General features: G+C 53.8%; 21 protein-coding genes. 4 read left to right on the top strand and 17 right to left on the bottom strand.

From position 1 onward, the window contains the following. The first annotated feature begins 96 nt into the window (after positions 1 to 96). A complete protein-coding gene (locus ROA7450_RS09845; RefSeq protein WP_085805536.1) occupies positions 97 to 1,323 on the top strand; it encodes an argininosuccinate synthase in 1,227 nt (408 codons plus the stop codon). A 101-nt stretch (positions 1,324 to 1,424) separates the two neighbouring features. Here the strand turns inward: ROA7450_RS09845 and katG are convergent, their stop codons facing one another. Together katG and ROA7450_RS09835 are read right to left on the bottom strand one after the other, a co-directional pair. Further along, positions 1,425 to 3,593 (bottom strand): catalase/peroxidase HPI, encoded by a 2,169-nt coding sequence (katG, locus tag ROA7450_RS09840; protein WP_085805535.1) that lies wholly within the window; start codon positions 3,591 to 3,593, stop codon positions 1,425 to 1,427. A 203-nt stretch (positions 3,594 to 3,796) separates the two neighbouring features. Then, positions 3,797 to 4,204 carry a helix-turn-helix domain-containing protein gene (locus tag ROA7450_RS09835; protein ID WP_306372430.1) on the bottom strand — a complete coding sequence of 136 codons (408 nt, stop codon included), beginning with the start codon at positions 4,202 to 4,204 and terminating at the stop codon, positions 3,797 to 3,799. Positions 4,205 to 4,282: 78 nt separating this feature from the next. Here ROA7450_RS09835 and tmpT point away from each other — a divergent pair, with 78 nt between their 5' ends. Next, complete coding sequence (gene tmpT / locus ROA7450_RS09830) at positions 4,283 to 4,921, top strand: thiopurine S-methyltransferase (protein ID WP_085805534.1); 639 nt, start codon at positions 4,283 to 4,285, stop codon at positions 4,919 to 4,921. Between the two features lie 53 nt (positions 4,922 to 4,974). Here tmpT and ROA7450_RS09825 read toward each other — a convergent pair whose 3' ends face one another. From ROA7450_RS09825 to ROA7450_RS09795, 7 genes are all read right to left on the bottom strand, one after another. Then, on the bottom strand, positions 4,975 to 6,120 hold the full coding sequence (locus ROA7450_RS09825) for an iron-containing alcohol dehydrogenase (RefSeq protein ID WP_085805533.1): 1,146 nt from the start codon (positions 6,118 to 6,120) through the stop codon (positions 4,975 to 4,977). After that, positions 6,117 to 7,499: an aldehyde dehydrogenase family protein gene (locus ROA7450_RS09820; RefSeq protein WP_085805532.1), complete on the bottom strand. Its 1,383-nt coding sequence runs from the start codon at positions 7,497 to 7,499 to the stop codon at positions 6,117 to 6,119. Before ROA7450_RS09820 ends, ROA7450_RS09825 begins: the two co-directional genes overlap by 4 nt. Before the next feature lie 28 nt (positions 7,500 to 7,527). Continuing rightward, a complete protein-coding gene (locus ROA7450_RS09815; RefSeq protein WP_085805531.1) occupies positions 7,528 to 8,877 on the bottom strand; it encodes a glutamine synthetase family protein in 1,350 nt (449 codons plus the stop codon). A 65-nt stretch (positions 8,878 to 8,942) separates the two neighbouring features. Continuing rightward, entirely contained in the window at positions 8,943 to 9,980 is a 1,038-nt protein-coding gene (locus ROA7450_RS09810; RefSeq protein ID WP_085805530.1) for a TRAP transporter substrate-binding protein, read from the bottom strand. A gap of 55 nt (positions 9,981 to 10,035) precedes the next feature. Continuing rightward, positions 10,036 to 11,355, bottom strand: a complete 1,320-nt coding sequence (locus tag ROA7450_RS09805) for a TRAP transporter large permease (RefSeq protein WP_085805529.1) — start codon at positions 11,353 to 11,355, stop codon at positions 10,036 to 10,038. Further along, the gene (locus ROA7450_RS09800) at positions 11,352 to 11,936 is read right to left on the bottom strand and encodes a TRAP transporter small permease subunit (RefSeq protein ID WP_085805528.1); all 585 of its coding nucleotides are present in this window, start codon (positions 11,934 to 11,936) and stop codon (positions 11,352 to 11,354) included. The genes ROA7450_RS09805 and ROA7450_RS09800 overlap by 4 nt, the downstream gene beginning before the upstream one ends. After that, complete coding sequence (locus tag ROA7450_RS09795; protein ID WP_085805527.1) at positions 11,933 to 12,709, bottom strand: N-formylglutamate amidohydrolase; 777 nt, start codon at positions 12,707 to 12,709, stop codon at positions 11,933 to 11,935. The genes ROA7450_RS09800 and ROA7450_RS09795 overlap by 4 nt, the downstream gene beginning before the upstream one ends. Positions 12,710 to 12,828: 119 nt before the next feature. On the opposite strand from ROA7450_RS09795, the gene ROA7450_RS09790 reads away from it, so the two are divergent. Then, complete coding sequence (locus ROA7450_RS09790; RefSeq protein WP_085805526.1) at positions 12,829 to 13,683, top strand: MurR/RpiR family transcriptional regulator; 855 nt, start codon at positions 12,829 to 12,831, stop codon at positions 13,681 to 13,683. A 13-nt stretch (positions 13,684 to 13,696) separates the two neighbouring features. On the opposite strand, the gene ROA7450_RS09785 is transcribed toward ROA7450_RS09790, so the two are convergent. The 3 genes from ROA7450_RS09785 to ROA7450_RS09775 are packed head-to-tail and all read right to left on the bottom strand — an operon-like array spanning position 13,697 to position 16,951. Next, positions 13,697 to 15,382: a Na/Pi cotransporter family protein gene (locus tag ROA7450_RS09785; protein WP_085805525.1), complete on the bottom strand. Its 1,686-nt coding sequence runs from the start codon at positions 15,380 to 15,382 to the stop codon at positions 13,697 to 13,699. Position 15,383: 1 nt separating this feature from the next. After that, a complete protein-coding gene (locus tag ROA7450_RS09780) occupies positions 15,384 to 16,166 on the bottom strand; it encodes an inositol monophosphatase family protein (protein WP_085805524.1) in 783 nt (260 codons plus the stop codon). Then, complete coding sequence (locus ROA7450_RS09775) at positions 16,166 to 16,951, bottom strand: DeoR/GlpR family DNA-binding transcription regulator (RefSeq protein WP_085805639.1); 786 nt, start codon at positions 16,949 to 16,951, stop codon at positions 16,166 to 16,168. Before ROA7450_RS09775 ends, ROA7450_RS09780 begins: the two co-directional genes overlap by 1 nt. Positions 16,952 to 17,151: 200 nt before the next feature. Here ROA7450_RS09775 and ROA7450_RS09770 point away from each other — a divergent pair, with 200 nt between their 5' ends. Further along, positions 17,152 to 18,684 carry an alkaline phosphatase family protein gene (locus tag ROA7450_RS09770; protein WP_085805523.1) on the top strand — a complete coding sequence of 511 codons (1,533 nt, stop codon included), beginning with the start codon at positions 17,152 to 17,154 and terminating at the stop codon, positions 18,682 to 18,684. A 41-nt stretch (positions 18,685 to 18,725) separates the two neighbouring features. Here the strand turns inward: ROA7450_RS09770 and ROA7450_RS09765 are convergent, their stop codons facing one another. From ROA7450_RS09765 to ROA7450_RS09745, 5 genes are all read right to left on the bottom strand, one after another. Further along, complete coding sequence (locus ROA7450_RS09765; RefSeq protein ID WP_143534418.1) at positions 18,726 to 20,006, bottom strand: ABC transporter permease; 1,281 nt, start codon at positions 20,004 to 20,006, stop codon at positions 18,726 to 18,728. Continuing rightward, positions 20,006 to 20,926, bottom strand: a complete 921-nt coding sequence (locus ROA7450_RS09760; protein ID WP_085805521.1) for an ABC transporter permease — start codon at positions 20,924 to 20,926, stop codon at positions 20,006 to 20,008. The genes ROA7450_RS09765 and ROA7450_RS09760 overlap by 1 nt, the downstream gene beginning before the upstream one ends. Before the next feature lie 11 nt (positions 20,927 to 20,937). Continuing rightward, positions 20,938 to 22,050, bottom strand: a complete 1,113-nt coding sequence (locus ROA7450_RS09755) for an ABC transporter ATP-binding protein (RefSeq protein ID WP_085805520.1) — start codon at positions 22,048 to 22,050, stop codon at positions 20,938 to 20,940. Positions 22,051 to 22,170: 120 nt separating this feature from the next. Further along, on the bottom strand, positions 22,171 to 23,298 hold the full coding sequence (locus tag ROA7450_RS09750; protein ID WP_085805519.1) for an extracellular solute-binding protein: 1,128 nt from the start codon (positions 23,296 to 23,298) through the stop codon (positions 22,171 to 22,173). A 335-nt stretch (positions 23,299 to 23,633) separates the two neighbouring features. Further along, on the bottom strand, positions 23,634 to 23,975 hold the full coding sequence (locus ROA7450_RS09745) for a DUF2853 family protein (protein ID WP_085805518.1): 342 nt from the start codon (positions 23,973 to 23,975) through the stop codon (positions 23,634 to 23,636). Between the last annotated feature and the right edge of the window lie 103 nt (positions 23,976 to 24,078).

Raw genomic sequence — 24,078 nt, 5'->3', positions numbered from 1 at the left:
CTACGCTGTAAATAAGGGCGAGAAAAGCGCAATCGCTTGCCCTGCGCTGCAAAACCCGATAAGCGCGCGGACGTATTGAAATAAGGGGGAAAACCGATGTCTGCGCCTAAGAAAGTTGTTCTGGCTTATTCCGGTGGGCTTGATACCTCGATCATCCTGAAGTGGCTGCAAACCGAATATGGTTGCGAGGTGGTGACCTTCACCGCCGATCTGGGTCAGGGTGAAGAGCTGGATCCGGCCCGCAAAAAGGCCGAGCTTCTTGGAATCAAACCAGAAAATATCTTCATCGAAGATGTCCGAGAAGAGTTTGTGCGCGACTTCGTCTTCCCCATGTTCCGTGCCAATGCGGTGTACGAGGGGCTGTATCTTCTGGGCACCTCCATTGCGCGCCCCCTGATTTCCAAACGTCTGGTTGAGATCGCCGAACAAACCGGTGCCGATGCCGTGGCCCATGGTGCCACCGGCAAAGGTAACGATCAGGTTCGGTTTGAACTGGCGGCCTATGCCCTGAACCCTGACATCAAAGTTATTGCCCCGTGGCGTGAATGGGATCTGAGCAGCCGGACCAAGCTGTTGGACTTTGCTGAGCAAAACCAAATCCCGATTGCCAAAGACAAACGCGGCGAAGCGCCGTTCTCGGTCGATGCCAACCTTCTGCACACCTCATCTGAGGGCAAAGTTCTGGAAGACCCCGCCGATATGGCACCGGACTATGTCTATCAACGGACCGTTCACCCCGAAGATGCGCCTGACACGCCAGAGTTCATCGAGATCGGCTTTGAAAAGGGCGACGCTGTCAGCATCAATGGCGAGGCGATGAGCCCGGCCACCATCCTAACCAAGTTGAACGAATACGGTGGCAAGCACGGCATTGGCCGCCTCGATTTGGTCGAGGGCCGTTTCGTGGGCATGAAGTCACGTGGGATCTACGAGACCCCCGGCGGCACCATACTGCTCGAAGCCCATCGTGGTATTGAATCCATCACCATGGACCGCGGTGCCATGCACCTAAAAGACCAGTTGATGCCGCAATATGCCGAGCTGATCTACAACGGCTTCTGGTACAGCCCTGAGCGTGAGATGCTGCAAGCCGCGATCGACGCGTCACAAACCCACGTCACTGGCTTTGTGCGCCTAAAACTTTACAAGGGATCGGTTTCGACTGTTGGCCGCTGGTCGGATCACTCACTCTATTCCGAGGCACACGTCACATTTGAGGACGACGCCGGTGCCTATGACCAAAAAGACGCCGCAGGCTTCATTCAGCTGAACGCATTGCGTCTCAAACTGCTGGCCGCGCGTGACAAACGCTTGAAAAGTTAAATTGTAACTTAACTACATTTTTCAAAGGGCGCCATTTGGCGCCCTTTTCCGTTCCGAAAATAAAACAGGCGCAGAATCTTCTGCGTCTATTTTAGCTGAACTTATGCCAAATCAAAGCGATCTGCGTTCATCACCTTGGCCCAGGCTGCAACAAAGTCTTTTACAAAGCGACCTGCACCATCGGCCTGACCATAGACTTCGGAAATTGCCCGCAGTTGCGAGTTTGACCCAAAGACCAGGTCAGCGCGGGTTGCGGTCCATTTGACGTCGCCCGAGGCACGATCACGTCCTTCAAAGAAGTTCTCGGAATCATCTGTGGATTTCCACGCCGTCGACATGTCCAGCACATTGACAAAGAAGTCATTGCTCAGCGTATCGGCCTTGTCGGTGAAGACACCATGCTTGGACCCATCAGCGTTGGTATCAAGCACACGCATGCCGCCAACCAGTGCGGTCATTTCTGGCGCGGTCAGGGTCAGTAACTGGGCCTTATCGACCATGAGCGCCTCAGCTGACACGCTGTAGTGACCTTTCAGGTAGTTTCGGAAACCATCGGCAACCGGCTCCAGAACCGCAAAGCTATCCACATCGGTTTGCTCTTGCGAGGCATCCGCGCGACCCGGTGCGAATGGCACAGAAACATCGTGACCCGCATTCATCGCGGCCTGTTCCACAGCGGCGTTACCGCCAAGAACGATCAGATCCGCCAATGAAACCGACTTGGTTGATGCATCTTTGATACCCTCAAGCACGCCCAGCACTTTGGTCAGTTGCTCAGGTTGGTTCACGTCCCAATCCTTTTGCGGGGCCAAACGGACGCGCGCGCCATTGGCACCACCGCGATAGTCAGATCCGCGGAATGTCGAAGCCGAAGCCCAAGCGGTAGATACCAGCTCCGAGATCGACAGGCCGGAGGCCATGATCTTGGCTTTCAGATCCGTCGAATCCGCATCACTGATCAGCGCATGATCAACTGCTGGCACGTTGTCCTGCCAGATCAGATCTTCTGCAGGTACCTCAGACCCCAGATAGCGCGTTTTTGGCCCCATATCCCGGTGCGTTAGCTTGAACCATGCGCGGGCATAGGCATCGGCAAATTCTTCCGGATTTTCATAGAAATGGCGCGATATAGGCTCTAATTCTGGATCCATCCGCAACGACATATCCGCCGTGGTCATGAAAGGGCGGTGCTTGATCGACGGATCATGCGCGTCTTCAACCATGTCCTCTTCGGCCACGTCTTTGGCCAGCCATTGATGTGCGCCAGCCGGGCTTTTGACCAGTTCCCACTCGTAGCCGAACAGCGTCTTGAAATAGCCGTGGTCCCATTTAGTTGGGTTTGGTTTCCAAGCGCCTTCAAAGCCCGACGTTGTGGTATCACCCGCCATGCCGCAGCCCAACTCATTCTTCCAGCCAAAGCCCATCTGTTCAATGGCGCCACCTTCGGGCTCTGCGCCGACCAGTTCAGGGTCACCTGCACCGTGCGCCTTACCAAAGGTGTGGCCACCTGCAACCAGTGCCACGGTTTCCTCGTTGGTCATACCCATGCGGCTGAACGTATCGCGCACATCAAAACCTGAGGCCACCGGGTCAGGATTCCCGTTTGGCCCCTCTGGGTTCACATAAATGAGGCCCATTTGCACAGCTGCCAGCGGGTTTTCCAGCTCGCGATCGCCGGAATAGCGGTTGTCATCGAGCCAGACTTGTTCGGTGCCCCAATAGATATCTTCCTCGGGCTCCCAAATATCTGCACGGCCACCGGCAAAGCCAAAGGTTTTGAAACCCATCGATTCCATTGCAACGTTGCCCGCCAGAATCATCAGGTCTGCCCAAGACAGCGAGTTGCCGTACTTTTGCTTGACCGGCCACAGCAGGCGACGCGCCTTATCAAGGTTGCCGTTATCCGGCCAGCTATTTACAGGCGCAAAGCGCTGGTTACCCGTGTTGCCGCCACCGCGGCCATCCGCTGTGCGGTACGTGCCTGCACTGTGCCACGCCATCCGCACGAATAGAGGTCCATAGTGACCATAGTCCGCTGGCCACCAATCCTGACTGTCGGTCATGATCGCCGTCAGGTCTTTTTTCACAGCCTCTAGATCAAGTTTCTTGAATTCTTCCGCATAGTCAAAGTCCTGACCCATCGGATCAGACTTTGATGAATGCTGATGCAGGATTTTCAGGTTCAGCTGGTTCGGCCACCAATCCTTGTTGGTTGTTCCGCCGGGGGCGGTGTGCATGACCGGGCATTTGCCTACGTTGTTTCCGTCCATGTTGCTCTCCTAGTTGGCTGCAGTGGAAGCCGGGGCCATATGGCCCAGACGATGTTCTGAGGCCTGCGTCTGTGGCGCCGACTCTTGAATAAAATATGCATTTGAATGCGTGCACATCCGTGCACGACTTGCAAGACAGGAATAGCAGATCGGTTTGATATGATAAAATTGTGATTACTTACGATTTTGATAACTAAAGATTATCACTTTTTCCTTTTCTGATCCTTCGCCGCAAGGGTCAGAAGTTTTTGGAAAGTTTCGCACTCCAGGTGACTTGGTGCCGGGCATCGCGCTGCATGAGACAATCCATCTCGGATGGCTGTCAGTTGCTTGATCTTCAGGTCAAGCTCCTCAGCTTTGGCGCGAAGTTGATCACGATCGATTTTCGTCCCATCTGGACGAAACATTGCTGCAATCTCTGATAGGGTAAAGCCAGCACGCCGCCCCAGTGCGATCAGAGCAAGCCGGTTCAACACATCCGGATCAAACATCCGTCGCAACCCGCTGCGCCCGATGGATCTAATCAGGCCGATTTCCTCGTAATACCGCAGAGTCGATGCTGAAAATCCAGATCGTTTTGCGACTACTCCAATATCGATATCTTGAATCATACCTGTCTTGACCTCAAGTTGACTTGAAGTGGTAGTGTCCCAGAATCATCATCAAAATCCAAACGGAAAGACATCAACATGGATCCAAACTTCTGGCTCGAACGGTGGGAAAACAACCATCTAGGCTGGCATCAAGATCAAGCACACCCGATGCTGGTAAAGTATCTGCCACAAGTCGTTGAAGATTCTGGTGCGCGCATCTTTCTGCCTCTTTGCGGCAAAACACTCGACATTGGTTGGCTCCGCACTCAGGGATACAACGTTGTTGGGGCAGAACTGAGCGAAATCGCTGTTAAACAGCTTTTTGAAAATGCCGGTGTCACACCTGAAATCACGGAACATGGGTCGTTGAAAAGCTATTCAGCCCGTCAGATTAATGTCTTCGTCGGTGATATCTTTGATGTGACCATAGATCTGCTCAGCTCGGTGGATGTCGTGTTCGACCGCGCAGCGCTTGTCGCTTTGCCCGAAGACATGCGTAACCGTTATGCGCAACATCTGGCCGAGATCACCCAGATGGCGCCGCAGCTTCTGATCTCTTTTGAATATGATCAGAATGTTATGGCTGGGCCACCGTTTTCCGTCCCTCAGGCCGAAATCACGCGCCTATATGAGCAAAACTACGAAATGTCATTGCTCACAGATGAGGATGTCGCCGGCGGTTTGAAGGGTATCTGTCCTGCCCGCGAACAGGCTTGGAAACTCACTAAACGTTAATCGTCAGTTTGAACAGGCCCACGCGGGATGCGTTGGCCTGTCCCGTTTAGATTTTAGAGTGCGGTTTGGAACAAGTTGGTCAGGTTATCCACCGTCAGTTCAATCGGGTTGCCGCCACAGCTTGGGTCCTGCACCGCCTCTTTGGCCAGTTCGGGAATGGCATCAGCCGTCACACCAAGCTCGGCCAAATGTCGCGGAATGCCAAGGCTGTCGTTGAACTCCTGCACAAAGGCGCGGAAACCGTCGAACCCGCCTTTGATGCCAATATAGGCTGAAACAGTGTCGAATCTTTGCGCAATCGCCGGAGCGTTGAAAGCCAAAACTGTTGGCATACAGACCGCATTGGTGGTGCCGTGGTGGGTGTTGAACACCGCGCCTATCGGGTGACTCATGGCATGAATGGCGCCCAGCCCCTTTTGGAAGGCCGTCGCTCCCATCGCCGCGGCCGACATCATTTGGGCACGCGCTTCGATATCGCCGCCATCATTGTAGGCGCGTGGCAGGTATTCCTTGACCAAACGCATGCCTTCCAGTGCGATACCCTGGCTCATCGGGTGGTAATGCGGGCTGCTGAAAGCCTCGACACAATGTGCAAAGGCATCCAAACCTGTACCAGCCGTGATGAACTTAGGCATTCCAACCGTCAATTCCGGGTCGCAGATCACCACCGCCGGTAGCACCTTGGGATGGAAGATGATCTTTTTCACATGGGTGACTGAATTGGTGATAACGCTGGCGCGCCCCACCTCAGACCCGGTGCCCGCCGTTGTTGGCACCGCGATGATGGGCGCAATCACATCGGCATTGGCCCGAGTCCACCAATCCCCAACATCCTCAAAGTCCCATACCGGGCGGGTCTGCCCGGCCATGAAGGCCACCATCTTCCCCAGATCGAGGCCAGAGCCACCGCCAAAGGCGATCACGCCGTCATGACCGCCTTCGTTGAAGGCCGCAACACCCGCGGCAAGGTTCAATTCATTCGGGTTTGGGTCAACATCACTAAACAGGCCGCGGCCCAGACCGGCGGATTCCATGATATCCAGCGTCTCAGTCGTGATTGGCAATCCTGCCAGCCCCTTATCAGTGACCAGCAGTGGTTTTTTCATCCCCGCCTGTGCGCAGGCCTCGGGCAGTTCCTTGATCCGGCCAGGGCCGAATTTGATCGCGGTCGGGTAAGACCAGTTTTCGGTTAGGCTCATGATGTCACCTTTTTCAAATGATAGGACTTTGGACGGGTCAGGTTGTGGTAGCCGATCTCGGATAGGCCGCCACCCCGACCGGTATCTTTGCAGCCAGTCCAGCACAAGCCGGGATCAAGATAGTCGGCGCGGTTCATGAACACTGTGCCGGTCTCAACCCGGTCGCCAACGGATGCGGCGCGTTCTAGATCCCGCGTCCACAGGCTCGCAGTCAGACCAAAGTTGCTGTCGTTCATTAGCGCAATTGCCTCGTCATCCGAGGACACCTTCATGATGCCCACCACCGGACCAAAGCTTTCATCGCGCATCACCCGCATGTCATGGGTCACGCCTGTAAGAATCTGCGGTGTCAGATACGCCCCACCATCATCGCCCTCCATCGGCGCAATTTGGGCCACGGCCCCATCTGCCAGCGCCTCCGAAACCTGCGCCCGTACTTCATCGGCAAAGCGCACATTGGCCATGGGTCCAATGGACGTGTCCGGATCCAGCGGATTGCCCAGTTTATAGCCGCTCACGATGGCAACGGCCTTATCTACGAATGCGTCATACAGGCTTTCGTGCACATAGATCCGCTCGATCCCGCAGCAACACTGCCCGGAATTGAACATCGCACCATCGATCAGCGTATCGACTGCCGCGTCCAGATCGGCATCCTCCATGACATAGCCGGGATCTTTGCCGCCCAGTTCAGTACCAACGCCGGTAAAGGTTCCTGCCGCCGCACGTTCCATCGCCTGCCCACCACCGACAGAGCCAGTGAAGTTCACAAAGTCAAACGCGCGCCCGGCGATCAAGTCATTGGTCACGTCATGGGAAAGGAACACGTTTTGAAACACATCTTCCGGAACACCTGCAGAGTGGAAAGCCTTTGCCATCCGCTCGCCCACCAATAAGGTTTGCGTCGCATGTTTCAGGACAACCGCGTTGCCCGCAATCAAAGCCGGGGCCACGGTGTTAATCGCCGTCATGTATGGGTAATTCCAAGGCGCGACGACAAAGACCACCCCATGCGGGATGCGCTTGATATAACGTTTGAAGGTTTCGTCTTCACCCACCTCGATATCGGCCAAAGAGGTTTCCGCGATCTGCGCCATATGGCTGGCGCGCTCGTTGAAGCCGCCAAATTCTCCGCCATAACGCACCGGCCGCCCCATCATATGGGCCAGTTCCGGCACAATCTCATCATTCATCGCGCCCACGGCGGCGACACCCGCCATTACCAGATCAATCCGCTCTTGCAATGGGCGTGCGGCCCAATCTATCTGCGCCTGCCGCGCGCTTGAGGTAACCGCTAAAGCAGCCTCACGCGATAGGGTTTCACGCTCGGCATAGACCGACCCGTCAATCGGCGTGATGCATTTCAATGTCTGGCTCATGCCATCTATCCTTCGATTTTCAAGGCCATCAGGCCAATTCAAACCCGCGCGAAACCTCGTAATCGGTCACAACGCGCTCAAACTCTTCGATCTCAACTTCGGCCGCGCGGGTGTAGTGATTGACCACATCATCACCAAACGCCGCCCGCAGCATTTTTGATCCATGCAGAATATCCCGTGCCGACTGCAGATTGCCCGGGATCATGCCGGTATCCCCTTGATACACATCGCCCACAGAAGGCTCCTGTAACTCCAACCCTTCCTCAATCCCCGCAATCCCGGCGGCAAGCATCCCCGCCATCGCGAGGTATGGGTTCATATCTGAGCCTGGGATACGGCATTCGGCGCGGATCGCCTTGGTCCCATCGCCGCACAAACGGAAACCGGCAGTCCGGTTATCTACTGACCAGATGATCCGAGTTGGGGCAAATGTGCCTTTCATGAAACGTTTATAACTGTTGATATAGGGTGCCATGAAATAGGTGTAGTCAGGCGCATACTTCAGCATCCCCGCCATGTAGTTTTTCATCAGTGCCGACATGCCCAACTTGTCATCAGGATCAAAAAACGCGGGCTTTCCATCTTTCCACAGCGATTGGTGCACGTGGCTGGAGCTGCCAACCTTGTCTTGATGCCACTTCGGCAGAAATGTCACCGCATGCCCCTGCTGCCAGGCGATCTCTTTGATCGCGTGTTTGGCGATCGTGTGATAGTCGGCGGTGTTCAGGGCGGCATCATATTTAATGTTGACCTCTTCCTGACCAGTTTCCGCTTCACCTTTGGAATTCTCAATCGGGATGCCCGCATTCCACAGATGATTGCGAATGGGGCGCATGATATGCTCTTCGCGGCTGGTCTGCAGGATATGATAATCTTCGTTATAGCCTGAAATAGGCTCTAAATCACGAAATCCACCGCGACGAATTTCGTCAAAGCTTTTAGCAAAGACAAAGAACTCCAGTTCCGTCGCCATCTTGGCGTCAAAGCCCATTGCTTCAATCCGCTTGATTTGTTTTTTCAGGATCGAACGAGGGCTATGTGGCACCTCTTCATGCGTATGGTGGTCCAGCACATCACACAACACCATGACCGTGCCCTCCAGCCATGGCATGGGGCGTATGGTCGTTAGGTCGGGCTTCATGACATAGTCGCCATAGCCCCGTTCCCACGAGGTGCTTTCGTACCCATCCGGCGTGGCCATCATCAGGTCCGTTGCCAGCAGATAGTTGCAGCAATGGGTTTCCTCATAGGCGCCATTGATGAAGTGACCCGCATGGAACCGCTTGCCCATCAACCGGCCTTGCATGTCGACAAAGCAGACCAGAACAGTATCAACCTCACCAGCGGCAACCGCCTGTTTCAATTCATCAAATGTCATTCACTTTTCCCCTGTCATAGGTGCGGGGCGACCATGCCGCCCCGCGTTTTTACCGCTTTCACAGCTTAGCCGTAGCGATACGGACGTCCGGCCTTTTGCATGTCAGTGTTGTACTGTTTGAAGATTTCAACGACCTTCGCCTTGGTCTCGGACTCTGCTGCAATCTCATCCCAGAAGACCGTTGCAGCTTGCTCTACCTGTGCCCATTCTTCATCTGGAATGGTGGTCAGTTGCATCTTATCACCGTGAACCCGCAGGCGGGCTTCGCCGCCCCAGTACCACCACTGGCGATAATAGTGCGATTGATCGCAACAAACCTTAAACAGGGTTTGCAGGTCCTCAGGCAATTCATTCCAGCGATCCATGTTGGCAAAGAACGAACCGGCCCATGCACCAGATACGTTGTTGGTTAGGAAATAGTTGGTCACATCGGCCCAGCCAACAGTGTAGTCTTCGGTAATACCCGACCATGCGATGCCATCCAGTTCACCGGTTTGCACCGCAACTTCAATATCTTCCCAAGGCAGTGTCACTGGCACAACACCGAACTGCGTCAGGAACCGACCCGCGGTTGGGAAGGTAAAGATCCGTTTACCCTTCATGTCCTCAAGCGAGTTGATCGGGTCTTTGGTCGCAAAGTGGCACGGGTCCCAGGCGCCGGCACTGATGTGTTTCACACCAACTGCAGAATACTCTGAATCCCAAATCTCATTCAGGCCGTACTGGTTGAACAGCACAGGCACATCCAGGCTGTAGCGCGAGGCAAACGGGAAGTAACCGCCGAACACAGTCACTTCGGTTGGTGACGCCATCGAGTCATCATCCGACTGGACCGCATCGATTGTACCCTTCTGCATTGCACGGAACAACTCACCTGTAGGGACGAGCTGGTCGGCATAGAACAGTTCGATCTGCATCCGGTCGCCAGCGATCTTGTTGAACATATCAATCGCAGGCTTGATCACATGCTCACCCAAAGCTGGGCCCGCATAAGTCTGCATCCGCCAGGTGATCGTACTTTGCGCCAGTGCAGGTGTTGCCAGCGGTGCCGCCGCCGCGCCCATTGCAGCGCTGGTCAGAAACTTACGTCTTGTTGTCGTCATGGTCCTATTCTCCTTGTTTGAATGTTCAGGTCCCTTAGTCGAAACTCTTTTTTGGTTATTTCTGATAAACATATTCTGGCAGCCACAGCGCAATCTGCGGGAAAATCATGATCAGCGTCAGCGCCAGTACCATCACCCCGACAAATGGAATGATCGAAACATAGATGTCGCGCAGCGAAATTTCAGGCGGGGCCATGGCGCGCATCAGGAACAGATTGTAACCGAACGGCGGCGTCATATAAGCGATCTGCGTGGTGATCGTATATAGCACGCCGTACCAGATCAGATCAAAACCCAGCGCGCCAACCAAGGGCACGTAGAGGGGTGCCACAATGACCAACATCGCCGTGTCATCCAGAAACGTGCCCATCACGATAAAGCTGAGCTGCATCAGAATGAGGATCATGATCGGGCTCAGGCCCAATTGCTCGGTGAACAGGTTTTCAATCGCGCTCACCGCGCCCAACCCATCGAACACCGCGCCAAAACCAAGCGCCGCCAAAATGATCCACATGAACATGCAGGTGATGCCCAATGTTTGGCGAACCGAGGTTTCGAACACATTCCACGTCATCCGGCGCTTCAAAACGGCGGCAAAAAATGCCGTCAGCGCGCCGATGGCCGAGCTTTCGACCAAAGATGTCCAGCCATTTACAAATGGCACCATCATCGCGGCAAAGATCAGCAGCGGTAAAAGACCCGCTCCAAGCAGCCTGATCTTTTCGGCGCGTGGCACGTTGCCCGCGTCAGGCAAGGCTGGACCCAGCTCTGGCTGAATGCGGCAACGGATCCAGATGTATAGAACGAACATCCCCGCCATCATCAGCCCCGGCAAAACGCCAGCCAACCACAACTGGCCTACAGGTTGCCGCGCGATCATCGCATAAAGCACCAGCACTACCGACGGCGGGACCAGAATGCCAAGGCTCGATCCCGCTTGAATCACTCCCGTGACCATGCGTTTGTCATAATTTCTGCGCAGCAGTTCAGGTAGCGCAATCGTTGCCCCGATGGCCATGCCCGCAACGCTCAAACCGTTCATCGCCGAGATCAGCACCATCAAGCCGATGGTGCCCATGGCGAGCCCCCCGTTCACATTGCCGAACCAAATATGGAACATACGATACAGGTCATCGGCCAACCGGCTTTCTGACAGCACGTAGCCCATGAAAATGAACATCGGCAGGGTCAGCAGCGGATACCACTTCATCAGCTTCATCGCAGCAGCAAACGGGATGTCCGATCCCCCGGTCCCCCACAGGGCCATGGCGGCAATAGCCGCAATCGCCCCAATGGCACCAAAAACACGCTGACCGGTGAACAGCATCAGCATCATCGATGCGAACATAAACAGCGCAATATGTTCTTGGCTCATGCCCGTACCTCTGGAATCTCATGCCCGGACAGCCGCGCGACATCTTTGAAAAATTCGGCAACGGCCTGAAGCAGCATCAGAAAAATACCGGAGACCATGATCAACTTTGCGGGCCAGATATAGGGCCGCCATGCAGTCGAAGATCGCTCAAGCCGCCCGACCTCTTCACTCCCAGTCACTAGCCCGGCAAAGAACGAGTAAGGCTCATCACCCCAATACCCCAAGGAATAGGCCATCGACCCTAAACCGCCGTAAAACAGCATGTAGAGATAGTAGATAAGGAAGAAGACAGTAATGGCATCGACCGCCGCCTTACGCCGTGTGCTCCAGCCGCCATAGAACAGATCCATTCGCACGTTTGAGCCCATCTGGATCGCATAGGGACCGCCCAGCATGAAGTAGGCCACCATGCCGAACTGAGCCATCTCCAACGTCCAGAGCGACGGCACAAAAAATGTCTTTGAAATAGACGACCATAGCAAGACGGCCATCATGGCAAACAGCCCATACATGGTGATCCGACCAATTCTACGATTGATCGCATCCACCACGCGGACATATCGCAGCATCGCACCGATCATGCCTGCGATCCTCGATCGAATTGCTGCAAAGCGCGCTCAATCCAAGCGGCAAGCATGTTTGACATTTTCACTTGTTCCGTCCCTGTCGTGATCAAATCATTGCGGATTTCCAGCATCACAGATGGCAGGTCGTTTGTTGTGCCATGCAGGTCCAACGTATGCGCCACGCCGTCTGCTGCGCTGTAGGGCTCATTCATCAGCGTCAGATAGGGGGATCCGCCGGGTTGCGTTGCCATCATCGCCTCGGCAAATCGCGCATCGTTCCCATGTAGGATGCCAATCTCAACATCACGCTTTTGCCCGCGATAGACCGGCGTAAAACTGTGCACGGTCACCATCAATCGCAAGGCAGAACGGCGCGTTGCAATTTCATCGGCCAATGCCGCACGAAATGGCTCATAAACCCGATCAACCCGTTTCTGCCGTTGCTTTGGCGTCAGATCTGCATTGCCCAGAATCTCGTAGATTTCACTTCGCGCCGGAATTGCATCAGCCGCTTCAGGCGGGCGGTTGCAATCATACACCAACCGCGAGATTTCGCCTTGCACCAAAGGCCCGTTAAAAACCGATGCCAGATGTTGCGCCACACCCAATGCCCCCGGGTCCCAAGCCACATGACTTTGCAAAACGTCGCCACTTAGCCCGAGGTCGTTCAAACACGCGGGCACGTGATTTGAAGCATGCTCGCAAACAACCAGCACCTCTGCATCCGCACGAGCGGGCAGAACTTGGACAGAGGGTCCAAAGCTGGAATCAGTCTGCGAAGTCTTCATTTGTAAAATATTTTCCAAAAATATTACCCCTGTCAAGAAATTTACTGAAATTATCGTATCGCGGTTTTTGTTTTTGTAATGTATTGTACAGAATACGGAGCCAAAAAACCGGAGAACGCATGTCGATCGCCGAAAAAATACAAGCCACCACCAAAGAGATGACGCGGTCAGAGCTGCAATTGGCCGAGTCTATCTTGGGAGACTATCCAATCTCCGGTCTCGGCAGCATGACCGAGATCGCAGAAAAGGCAGGGGTTTCCACGCCAACCGTGTTGCGCATGGTGCGCAAGCTGGGCTTCAAGGGCTTTCCCGATTTCCAAGCCAACCTACGTGTAGAGCTGGGCGAGGTTATTTCGAACCCGATTGCAAAACGCGATGCGTGGCAGAATGAGCTACCCGAACAACATATTGTCAACCGCTATTCCCGTGCCTCGCAAGAAAACCAGCGCGCGACGTTGGAACATCTTGATATCGAGGCTTTTGACGCCGTCTGCGCCCTCATTGCCGACCCAAACCGGCGCATCTACATCGCAGGGGGGCGCATCTCTCACACCATTGCGCAGTATTTGTACCTGCACTTGCAGATGATCCGGGCCGAGGTCCGCTTGATCCCAGCAAGCTCGGCCTGGGCACATGACCTGTTGGACATCAGGGAAGATGATCTTCTGATCACCTTCGATGTCCGGCGCTATCAGAATGACACGTTGCTCATGGCACAGATGGCGCAAAAACGCGGGGCCAAGGTGGCCCTTTTTACGGATCAGTGGCGGTCCCCCATTCACCGCTTCGCCCAATACAGCTTTGGTGCCCGCATTGCGGTGCCCTCCGCATGGGATTCCTGCCAATCGCTCCTGTTATTGGCTGAATGCGCCATCGCATCGGTGCAAGAAGCCACGTGGGAATCGGTCAAAGAACGCACCGACGCGCTTGAAGGCGTGTTTGATGACACCAAACTTTTTCGGAAATTCACCTGACCGCTAAGGCGCTTTATTCTGCACTCTCAAGCGTTGGCATGTCTTCGATCAAGCGAGTCTCCAAAAGCTGGCCATTGCGGTAAAGCACCGGGTAAGCAACCGCCGCGATGTGACTGTTGAACTCGCGCAGCGCCCTCAGGGTCTCCAGATGAATATCGCTGGTTTCAAAGCTTTCCGCTTGCCCGTTTTGCAGCCGTTTCAGATGGCCCTTGCGGCTTTGACGTTCGGCACGTTTCAGCTCGGTCTTCTCTAAGCTCAGAATGCGCGCGCTTTCCAGATCATCCGAAACAAGGATGTTCGACGCCAGTTTGAGATTGGAAATGATGCTTTCATGCATTCGTACCAGTTCCGCCCACCCCTCACGAGAAAATTGCGCATCAATCTTGTGAAGGTCCTTGGACAGCACCGTCAGGCGTTTGGCCACGACATCGCCCGCCGTCTCCAACCGAATGGCATATTCCATCAGGTCACGAACAACTTTGGCGTTTTCTTTGCCAAATTCCTCGGTGGGGATCGCAGCCACAAATTCACGAATGCCGGACAGACATTCATTAACTTCAAGGTCCATGCTTTGAATGGCCCGGGCTTTGTCTGGGTCTTTGACCTTATAGAGGTCCAGAACGGGCCGGAACATTGCATCCACCAAATCAGACATACGCAGCAATTCTTTCTTAAGACTGGAAATCGCCTGCGCCGGTGTCCCAATATCGTCAACATCAAGCGCTGACACAGGACGCGCAGCCAGAGGATCATTGCCCGGCAGATTAGCATGATCCGGCAACAGCGTTTTGAACAGCCCCTCAAGTGCTTTGCCAAACGGCATCGCCAGAACAACCAGTGCAGCGTTGAATGCTATGTGTGCCATCACCAGCATCTGGCCACTTTCAGGAATACTGATTGCCCCCGAGCGCAACAGTAAATTGACACTAAACAAAGCAAATACCGCCCAAACGCCGCGCAATGCCAGATTGGCATAGGGAATTCGACGAGCACAGGATTCCATGCCTCTGGTCAGCCAAACAGGAATAAACGCCGACCCCAGATTGGCCCCCAACACCAATGACAGGCCGGCGGCAAATGGAATGGCATTGATCTGCACCAAGGTGACGCACATCAAAATGGCGGCCACACTTGAATGCATAACAAAAGCCAGCGCAGCGCCAACCAAAAACGCCGTGATATAATCGCGTGCCAGATATTCGGCGATGGCAGGCAAGAATGCACTGTCACGGATTGGGTCCATTGCCTCGCGCAGGAATCGCAACGAGATCAGGATAAAGGCGATCCCCATAAAGATCCGCCCTGCCTGCCGCCATTTGCGATTTTCGACCTTCACAAATAGGTAACCGCCTATCGCCAGCAAGACGGGCACCAGCCAGTCCAAGCGAAATGACAGAATTTGGATCACCAAAGCTGATCCCAAGTCTCCACCCAGCACCACCGCAAGAGCGGTTGGAAAGTTCATGAATCCACTGGCAACAAACCCTGACGCGAGTAGGGCCACCGCCGCCGAGCTTTGCAACACAATTGCCAACCCCACGCCTGCCGCCGAAGATTGCAGCGGGCTTTGCCCAGACGTCATCAGTCGCTGGAACGATGCCCCATAGCTGCGCTCGATCCCCGTACGGACCATGCGCACCGCGAACAGCAATAACATCGTTGCGCCCGCGAGCTGGATGATAAAACTCAGGATTGCCATGTTAGATGTTCACCTGTTCCAAAAGTTGCTTGTGAAGCTCCGGTGATGCCGCGGAGACAATTCGGCCATCGGCCTCGAGCGTCAGCGCGTTGCCGTCCCAATCCGTGACAATACCACCAGCCTCTTCGACCACAACAGAAACGGCCAAATAGTCATAGGGCTGAAGATCATAATCAACCACAGCATCAACATGCCCCATCGCAAGCAAGGCGTGCGGGTAACAATCATAAGAAAATCGCATGGTCTGTGCCGATGTGATCAACTGACCAAACATGGCGGGGTAATCACGGTGCAGCTTCTCCCCCTCGTTGATGAACAAAATCGCTTTCGATAGCTCCGTTTGGTCAGAGCTATGAACTCGTGTGCCATTCAATGTCGTACCATTCCCCCGCACACCGATCAGCACCTCATTCAGTGCTGGCATGCCAATCACACCGATCTGGGGACTTCCCTCAACCAGATGGCAAAGCAAAAACCCAAACAGGGGATGGCCTGATAAAAACGAACGGGTGCCATCAATCGGGTCAATCACCCACATTTGGCTCCGGTTCTCCCCCTCAATCCCGTGCTCTTCACCAAAGATCCCATGGTCAGGGAAATGTTTTTTCAGATAAGCACGCACCTCTGCCTCTACCCCTTTGTCCGCTTGGGTCACCGGGCTTTCATCGGCCTTGAACTCGACCCCCAATCGCCCACGAAAATACCCCCGCGCCGCATTGCCCGCGATATCAGCAATTCGGGCAGCGTGCTCCTTCAAAGAAAGCTCCAACTCGGCTTGCGGCATTAATCTTTTCCTTCACAAATTTTCAAAGTGACATCCCAGTTTTTCAGGGCGGACACCAAATCATCGGATGGCATCTGATCGGCCAGCAAGGCATCAACTCGGTGCGGATCTATCCCCCGATGCGGTGCGCGCGCCGAAAACTTGTGATGATCAACCGGCAGAAAAATCTGACCGGCGCAATCAGCCACCACTTCGCTTAACGAGGCCTCAGCTGCATTCAGGTAAAGCGGGCCGGACTGGGCAGAAAATCCATCAGCGGACAGTATCGCCAAGTCATAAGAAAACCGGCGCGCCTGATTTTCCGTCATATGCCCAAACGCGCCACGTTCGTTGTTTTGCATTTCGCCGCCCAGGATATGGACGCGATTGCCCTCATGGCTCACCAAGGTTTGCGCCACGCTGATCGAATTGGTTACAAAGGTCAGATCTGTACGAAGCCTCAACTCTTCGGCAATGAACGCAGTGGTTGACCCCACATCAAGAAACACCGTCAATCCGCGCTCGATCATGTCCGGTACGGCGGCGGCGATCGCCTTCTTTTGCTTGGAAAATTCCGAAATCCGCTGAAAGAAACTGGAATCCCCCTGACTTCCGGCCAGATGCGCGCCCCCGTGAACACGTTGCAGCACCCCTGCCTTGGCCAAGGACTTGATAGCGCGGCGCACTGTTTCCTCAGACACGTCCAACAGTCGCGCCAAATCGGCAGAACGGGCAGAGCCGCCCAACCGCCTCAGGGCGGCCAGCAACTCCAGTTCCCTATGGGAATGTGCAGAGTGATCCTTCATTCCGCTATAAACACGCAAATTCACACAAAAATCAACATAAACGGTCATTATTCGCAGAATATTTCGAGATACTGACCGAAAATGAGGGATATTCGGTCAAATACCAGCATATTTCACAATTGCGCCCAGCCCTAAGTTATGCTTGAGCTTAAACTACAAATTCAACACGGCTTACGAACGCATCTAGCGGGACACTAAACATGGCAAAAACACGGAATGTGCTGTTCATCATCATTGATCAATTGCGTGCGGATTCTCTGAATGGCGCATTGGCTAAGCATGTTGACCTCCCCAACATGCGCGCTTTGATGAAAGACGCCGTGACGTTTGATCGGCACTTTTCAGTCACCAACCCTTGCGGACCGTCACGCGCCTCGATCCTGACTGGGCAGTATGCGATGAACCACCGCTCGGTCCGCAACGGCACACCATTGCGACACGATATCCCCAATCTCGCCACTGAAATCCGCAAAGCCGGGTATTTGCCAATGTTGTTTGGCTACACCGACACATCATCAGATCCGCGTGTGCATCATGCCAATGACCCGGCGATGAAAACCTATGAATACCCGATGGTCGGCTTTCACGAAATTACCGAGATGCGGATGGAAATGTCATATCCTTGGCAATCGCTATTGATGTCCGAAGGATATGAGTTCGACAATTATTGGGACATCTATAAACCGCAAGCCGATGAGGACGGAACCCAGCGCCTGAATGGCCCAGCCATTTACGCGGCAGAGCATAGCGACACAGCTTTCCTAACAGATTCGTTTTTAGGGAAAATCAGAGCCTATTCCAGCCAAAACTGGTTTGCACACCTCACGTACATCCGCCCACACCCCCCGCTGGTGGCCCCAGCGCGGTACAATGACATGTACGACCCAAACGACCTTCCGCTGCCGCAACGTTTGGCCAGCATGGAAGCCGAAGAAGACCTTCATCCGTTTTTTAGCCCAATGCTCCAAAGCGTGAACGCCGCCAAGTTTGTCGAAGGGTTCCCAGACTTAGAGCCAACTGATGAAAACATCCAAACTCTGCGCTCGGTCTATCTGGGTCTCGCAACCGAAGTCGATCACCATATCGGGCGCGTGATCGATTACCTCAAAACCAGCGGCCAGTATGATAACACAATGCTGGTGATCACTGCCGATCACGGAGAAATGCTGGGCGATCGGTACGCTTGGGGCAAAATGACAGTCTATGATGCCGCCTATCACACTCCTTTGATCATTCGCCTGCCAGACAATATTGCCAATGCGGGGCAGGTTGTGACTGTTCCTACCGAATCCATCGATGTCACCCCTACGATTCTGGATTGGATCGGGCAAGAGATTCCAAATTCCATGGATGGACGTTCGCTGCTTCCACTGCTTCTCGGAGAAACGCCAGGTGACTGGCGCAGCTATAGTTTTTCAGAACTTGATTTTTCCGAACCGGAAAACCCGACGATATGGGAAAGAACACTAAAGACCGGGCCTAGCGACTCTTGCCTCGGCATCCTGCGCGACCAGCGTTTCACGCTTGTTGAATTCGCAGCTGAACTACCGCCCATGTTTTTTGATCATAATGGCAAAGGCGAGATGGAAAACGTTGCCCACAATCCCAAATACACGGCTGATCTCAATCGGCTGACCCGCGCAATGCTACGTCACCGCATGCGCAACATGGATCATACATTGTCTTTAGACTCGATCACATCAGATGGTCCGAAAACCCGCACTCGTCATTAAAGTATCCGAGCCGCCTCATCATAGGCGGCTCGGATCAGGCATTAATCTGAATTCAGATTGTTGGGATCAAACACCCCACCAAATCCAGAGTTATTGCCACTTTCATCGCCACCTGAAGCGTCGCTGCCATCCTGCGCATCGTCATCACCGCTCAATGCGTTCGGGTCAAAGACGCCGCCGAACCCAGAATTGTTGTCTTGTTTTGGTGCTTCCTCTTCTTCTGGCGAAATTTCGTCAGGATCAAAGACGCCTTTGAACTTCTTCAGGTTGTCTGCGTCACGCTTGCGACGCAGTTCCTTGATCCGCTCTTCAGCTTCGATTTGCTTTTGCTCTTTGACACGGGCGATACACTGATCCGGGCTATATGCGGTTGCAGTACCGACCACGGCCACAGACCCGATGCAGAACAACACCAGCACGATGGCCGCCGGATTACCGCTCAGGAAACCGGGAACCTTCACACCTTTGCTCAGCTCAGCCACGGTGGCATTTTTACGCGCCTCCATGACTTGTTCTTTGCGTTTGATCTTGCTTTCGTTGATCAGGGCAAAGAACACCGTCAGCGCCACGATGATGAACGCAAGCGCGGAAATCGCCGGCGTGATGCCATAGCGGACCTTTTGCGCCAGTTCGATCGTCAGTGTTGGGTATTCTCCAAAGGTAAACGTGGTAGTGTTATAGTTCTCAAAACTTGCCAAGAATGCGAGAACCGCAGCCGACGCAATCGCCGGGCGCATGAACGGCAACAAGATCTTGCGAAACGCCTGTGCATGGCTGGCCCCCAGATCAAGCGCCGCCTCGGTCAGGGCCAGATCATAACGCTGCAACCGCGCCACCAGAACCAACAGGCAATAACTGGCGATAAAGGTCGATTGACCAATGATCGTCAGGAACAACCCGTTCGACAGGAAGCTGTCTGCACCCAATCCCAACATCCGGTTGATTCGATCCCAGAACACCAGCGTTGAGATACCAAGAACCACGCCGGGAATAAGGATCGGCGCGATGATAATCGTGTAATATGTAGCCCGCAGCTTTGGCCAGATCTGGGTCAGCATAAGCGCGCCTGCCAGACCCATCGACACCGACAGTATTACCGTCCCCAACCCCACGATGATCGAATTTTTGATCCCGTTCAGAATACGCTGATCCTGAAACAGGGCCGAAAACCATTCAAAGGTCAGGCATTCCCACGGTGTGGCCCGCGGAAAGGTGGGGGAGTTAAAGGCCGTGATCGACATGATCACCAATGGACCCAACAGATAGGCAAAGAAAATGCCCAGATAGATCCAGATGCTATAACGAATGATACGTTCGCTCATCATTTGCCAATATCCCCCATGTTCACTTTGAACAGGCGCATGGCAAGCAGCACCAGCAAGATACAGGTAACCAACAGAACCACCGCATAGGCGGCGCCTTGTGGCCAGTCGCTGTTATCATTGAACTGCTGGTAAATCAGCTGCGTGAACCATAGACTGGATGGCCCCCCAAGGATCTGAGGCGCAGCCAGTGCCCCGGCTGACAACATGAAGACCATGGTACAGCCCGAACTGATGCCCGGCTTGGCATAGGGGATGACCACGCGACGGTGAATCCGCCACCACGAGGCCCCCATATCGCGTGCCGCCTCGATCTGGTTGCGATCAAGGCTTTCGATCACGTTGTAGATGGGGAAAATCATCAGCAGGATATAGGCGTACCCCAAACCAGCATAGAGTGCGATATCATTGCGGACAAAGTCGAACGGCGTATCAAACACTCCAAGACCCATCAACACAGTATTCAGCACCCCGCTTTCGCCAAAAATGATGCGCAGGGCAAAGGCGCGCAGGATCTCATTGATCCAGTATGGAATGATCAACATCAGCGCAAAAATGCGGATGTGATTACCTTTGGTTTGACCCAGGTAATAGGCGATCGGATAGCACAGGATCAGATTAAAGATCGTGACGAAGACCGCCGCAATCAACGTCCGGTAAAACACCTTGAGGTCGACAACGTTGTAATCCTGACTGCCGCCCTCAGGGCCAAAGATCAGGTATTTGTAGTTCTCAAGCGTATATACGTCCTTAGGTCCACCAATTTCCGGTGGCGGCAGGTTGGGTCGGAATGAGAAATCAAGCATCGACAATTGGGGCAGAATGATCAGGCCCACAGTCCAAAACAGAACCAGGCCCAGAATGGTCAATCCCATCCCCATGCCGTTGCGGTTAAAGAATTCCTTTAGGAAGCCGGGCATATCAGGCCTCCTTACTCTGCCGCCAGCTCACCCGCCGGAACCGCAACAGCATTGTTGCTGTCGTATTCCAGTGTGATTGGCTGACCTGTGTGGGATTCAAATGATTGACCAAGGTTCGGAAGCGAAACTTTGATTTCTTTGCCTCCGTCACCCTCGGTGAAGATGTTGAAAACGTTGCCTTCAAATTCTTCGTGGGTAACCGTTGCCGTAACGAAATGATCGCCGGATGCTCCATCCGGTGCCAATGCCAAGGCCTCAGGCCGGATGAACATCATCGCGTCATCGCCCACGTTCAGTTTGCCTTGATTGGCGGTCGAGACACGCGAGACCAAATCACCGGAACGGTTGGTTGAAATCATCACCTCGTTGCCCATCACCTTGGCCACCTTGCCGCGGAACACATTGTTTTCCCCAACAAAAGACGCGGCAAAGGCGGTGGCCGGATCGTTATAAATGGTTTTACCATCAGCGATCTGGTCAATCACGCCCGCACGCATCACCGCAATGTCGTCCGACATGGTCAACGCTTCGCCTTGGTCGTGGGTGATATAGATAAATGTGATGCCAACCCGTTTTTGAATTTCGCGCAGCTCTGTCCTCATATGTTGGCGTAGCTTAAGGTCAAGCGCCGAAAGCGGCTCGTCCAGCAGCAGAACATCAGGCTCAGCACAAAGCGCACGGGCAATGGCCACCCGCTGACGTTGGCCACCCGACAGCTCGGATGGCAACTTGTCGCCCTGATCTGGCAGTGCAATCATTTCCAACAGTTCATCAGCGCGCTTGCGGCGCTCACCCGCGCTGGCACCCTTGATTTCCATCGAAAACGTGATGTTTTCCCAGACCTTCATCAACGGGAACAGCGCAAGGTTCTGAAAAATCAGCGCGGTCGGTCGTTTGTTCGGTCCAATGCCCTTCATATTGTTGCCACCGATCAGGACATTACCTTCGGACGGCTCAAGAAACCCGGATACAGCCCGCAGGATGGTGGTTTTCCCGCATCCCGATGGCCCGAGGAACGAAAAGAAGTCGCCCCCTTTGATATGTACGTTTGCGTCGCGCACCGCGACAAAATCCCCAAAGCGGATCCAGAGGTTTTCAAGATCAACGCCGACTCCAGCACTCATGTTCCACTTCTCCCTGTTTCGCGATTCTTTTACCGCTGTTTTATCTCAGTCTTTTTAGCCATTTAGGCGCAACTACAAATACCCCCCGCGCGTTAGCGCAGGGGGCAAGGTTCAGAGCAATCAGGCGCTCTTGAACTTGTTCACGAACTCAGTCCGGATGTCCGCATACCATGGCGCTTCCGCTGGCCATGGGTTCAGGTTCGCAAGGCTATCCCCTGGATAGGCCTCAGCAAAGTTTTTCTTGTAAACATCGCCCGAGAACGCATCCGCGCCCAGAACCGGCGAGTTGTAGCCGTGGCTGTCAATCGCCACACCGGCCGCTTGCTTATTGTAGGCAAACTCGATGAAGGCATAGACTTGCTCAACGTTAGTCGCACCGATTGGCATCGACATCCCGTCAACCCAGGCCATCGCACCTTCAACCGGCGCCTGATAGTGCACCGGCTCACCTGCGGATTTCAGCGCCAGCGGCGGACCATCCCATGTCTGGCCAACAATCACGCCTTCATTCAGCAGGCCGTTCTTCTGAGTATCCGCATCATTCCAGATCAGCTTGATCCGGTCTTTGCGCGCCACACACCAGTCAGTGATCTGACCCCAGACCTTTCTCATGTTCTCTTCGTTTTCATAAGCAGACCAGACCGAACCGGCGTCCATTTCACCCGAGGCTTCCATGTAAAGACCCGCGCCCAGCATCATAGAATGCGCACGGCCCATGGTTTTACCAGCGTTCGCTTCAGACCATACATCGCCGTAGGATGGTGCATCACCTTCAGGCAGCCACAAATCAGTACGATAGGCGATGCCTTCCGTACCCCAGATGTGCGGTAACCAATGTGCACCACTGTCTCCAAAGTTCCACGCATCTGTACCGATTTTCATCATCGCCGGGTTCACCGCATCGACATTAACCTTGCTAAGGTCAAAAGGTTGCAGCAGCTCAAGCGGACCCCACTGAAGTGAGCGGTTGTTGGTTGGGCTGACGATATCGAAACCCTGACCTTTGGTCGCTTTCATCTTGTTGATGATTTCTTCGTTCGAACCAATGCCGGTATAGTTCACCTTGATACCGGTCAGTGTTTCGAATTCTTCGAGGAACGTTGGTGGCAAATAATCTGACCACATCAGGATGTTCACTTCACCTGAAGAGGCAAGCGCACTCTTGGAATAGAGCGGCGCCGCAAGGGCCGCGCCACCAAATGCAGCGGTACCTTTCAGTACGCTACGGCGGTTCATTTGCTTTTTCATAATATACTCCTGTTGGACTCTGTATTCTTTATATATGGCGAATTTATTGCCACATTTTCATGACATGGCAAATGCCAGTTTCATAGGTTGATCATTCCAAAGCCCAGCCAGTGCGAGCTTGCAGTCAAATCAATTCAAATGTCCTGCATCCACGTCAAATGCAAAAATATGGTCAATCTCCCCACAACAGCTTCGGTCTATGAGGCGGCCTCTGTCAAGCTTTGACATAGATAAACCGTTGTGAGCGGTCAGAAAAATTAACCAACATGGGGATCATAAACAAAACACCCGCCTGAAATTCAGACGGGTGTACAAAATGTCTTGAGGCCTAGTTTTTAGCCGTATTGGGCTTCTTTTCCGAATTGTTTGACCAGCATGTAGTAGACCACAGCGCGGTATTTATTGCGCTCGGATCGTCCGTAAGTGTCCAGCACATGGGCAATCGCATCATCCAGATGTGCCCCATCATCCAACGCCAGTTTCTTAATCAGAAAGTTATTTTTGACCGTATCGATCTCACTTTGCTGAGTCGCCGCCACGGTGGATCCGTCATTGTCATAAATCGCGGGGCCGCAGCCAATGGTCACTTTTTCAAGCAGGGCCATGTCAGGCTCCATCCCGCATTTGTTGCGCAAGTCATCTGCATAGGTAGCAATCAGATCATCACGACGTCCCATGTATATCTCCCTTTAAACTGAGCGTTGAACTGGTAATATCCTCCCCCAAAGAGGCTCAGCCAGACGTTAAACAGAATTCCAGACCTGACAAAGGGAAAACACC

It is taken from the genome of Roseovarius albus (assembly GCF_900172335.1).
Lineage (GTDB): Bacteria > Pseudomonadota > Alphaproteobacteria > Rhodobacterales > Rhodobacteraceae > Roseovarius > Roseovarius albus.
Note: the sequence above shows the minus strand (reverse complement) of the source record. Positions and strands in the feature narration are given on the sequence as shown.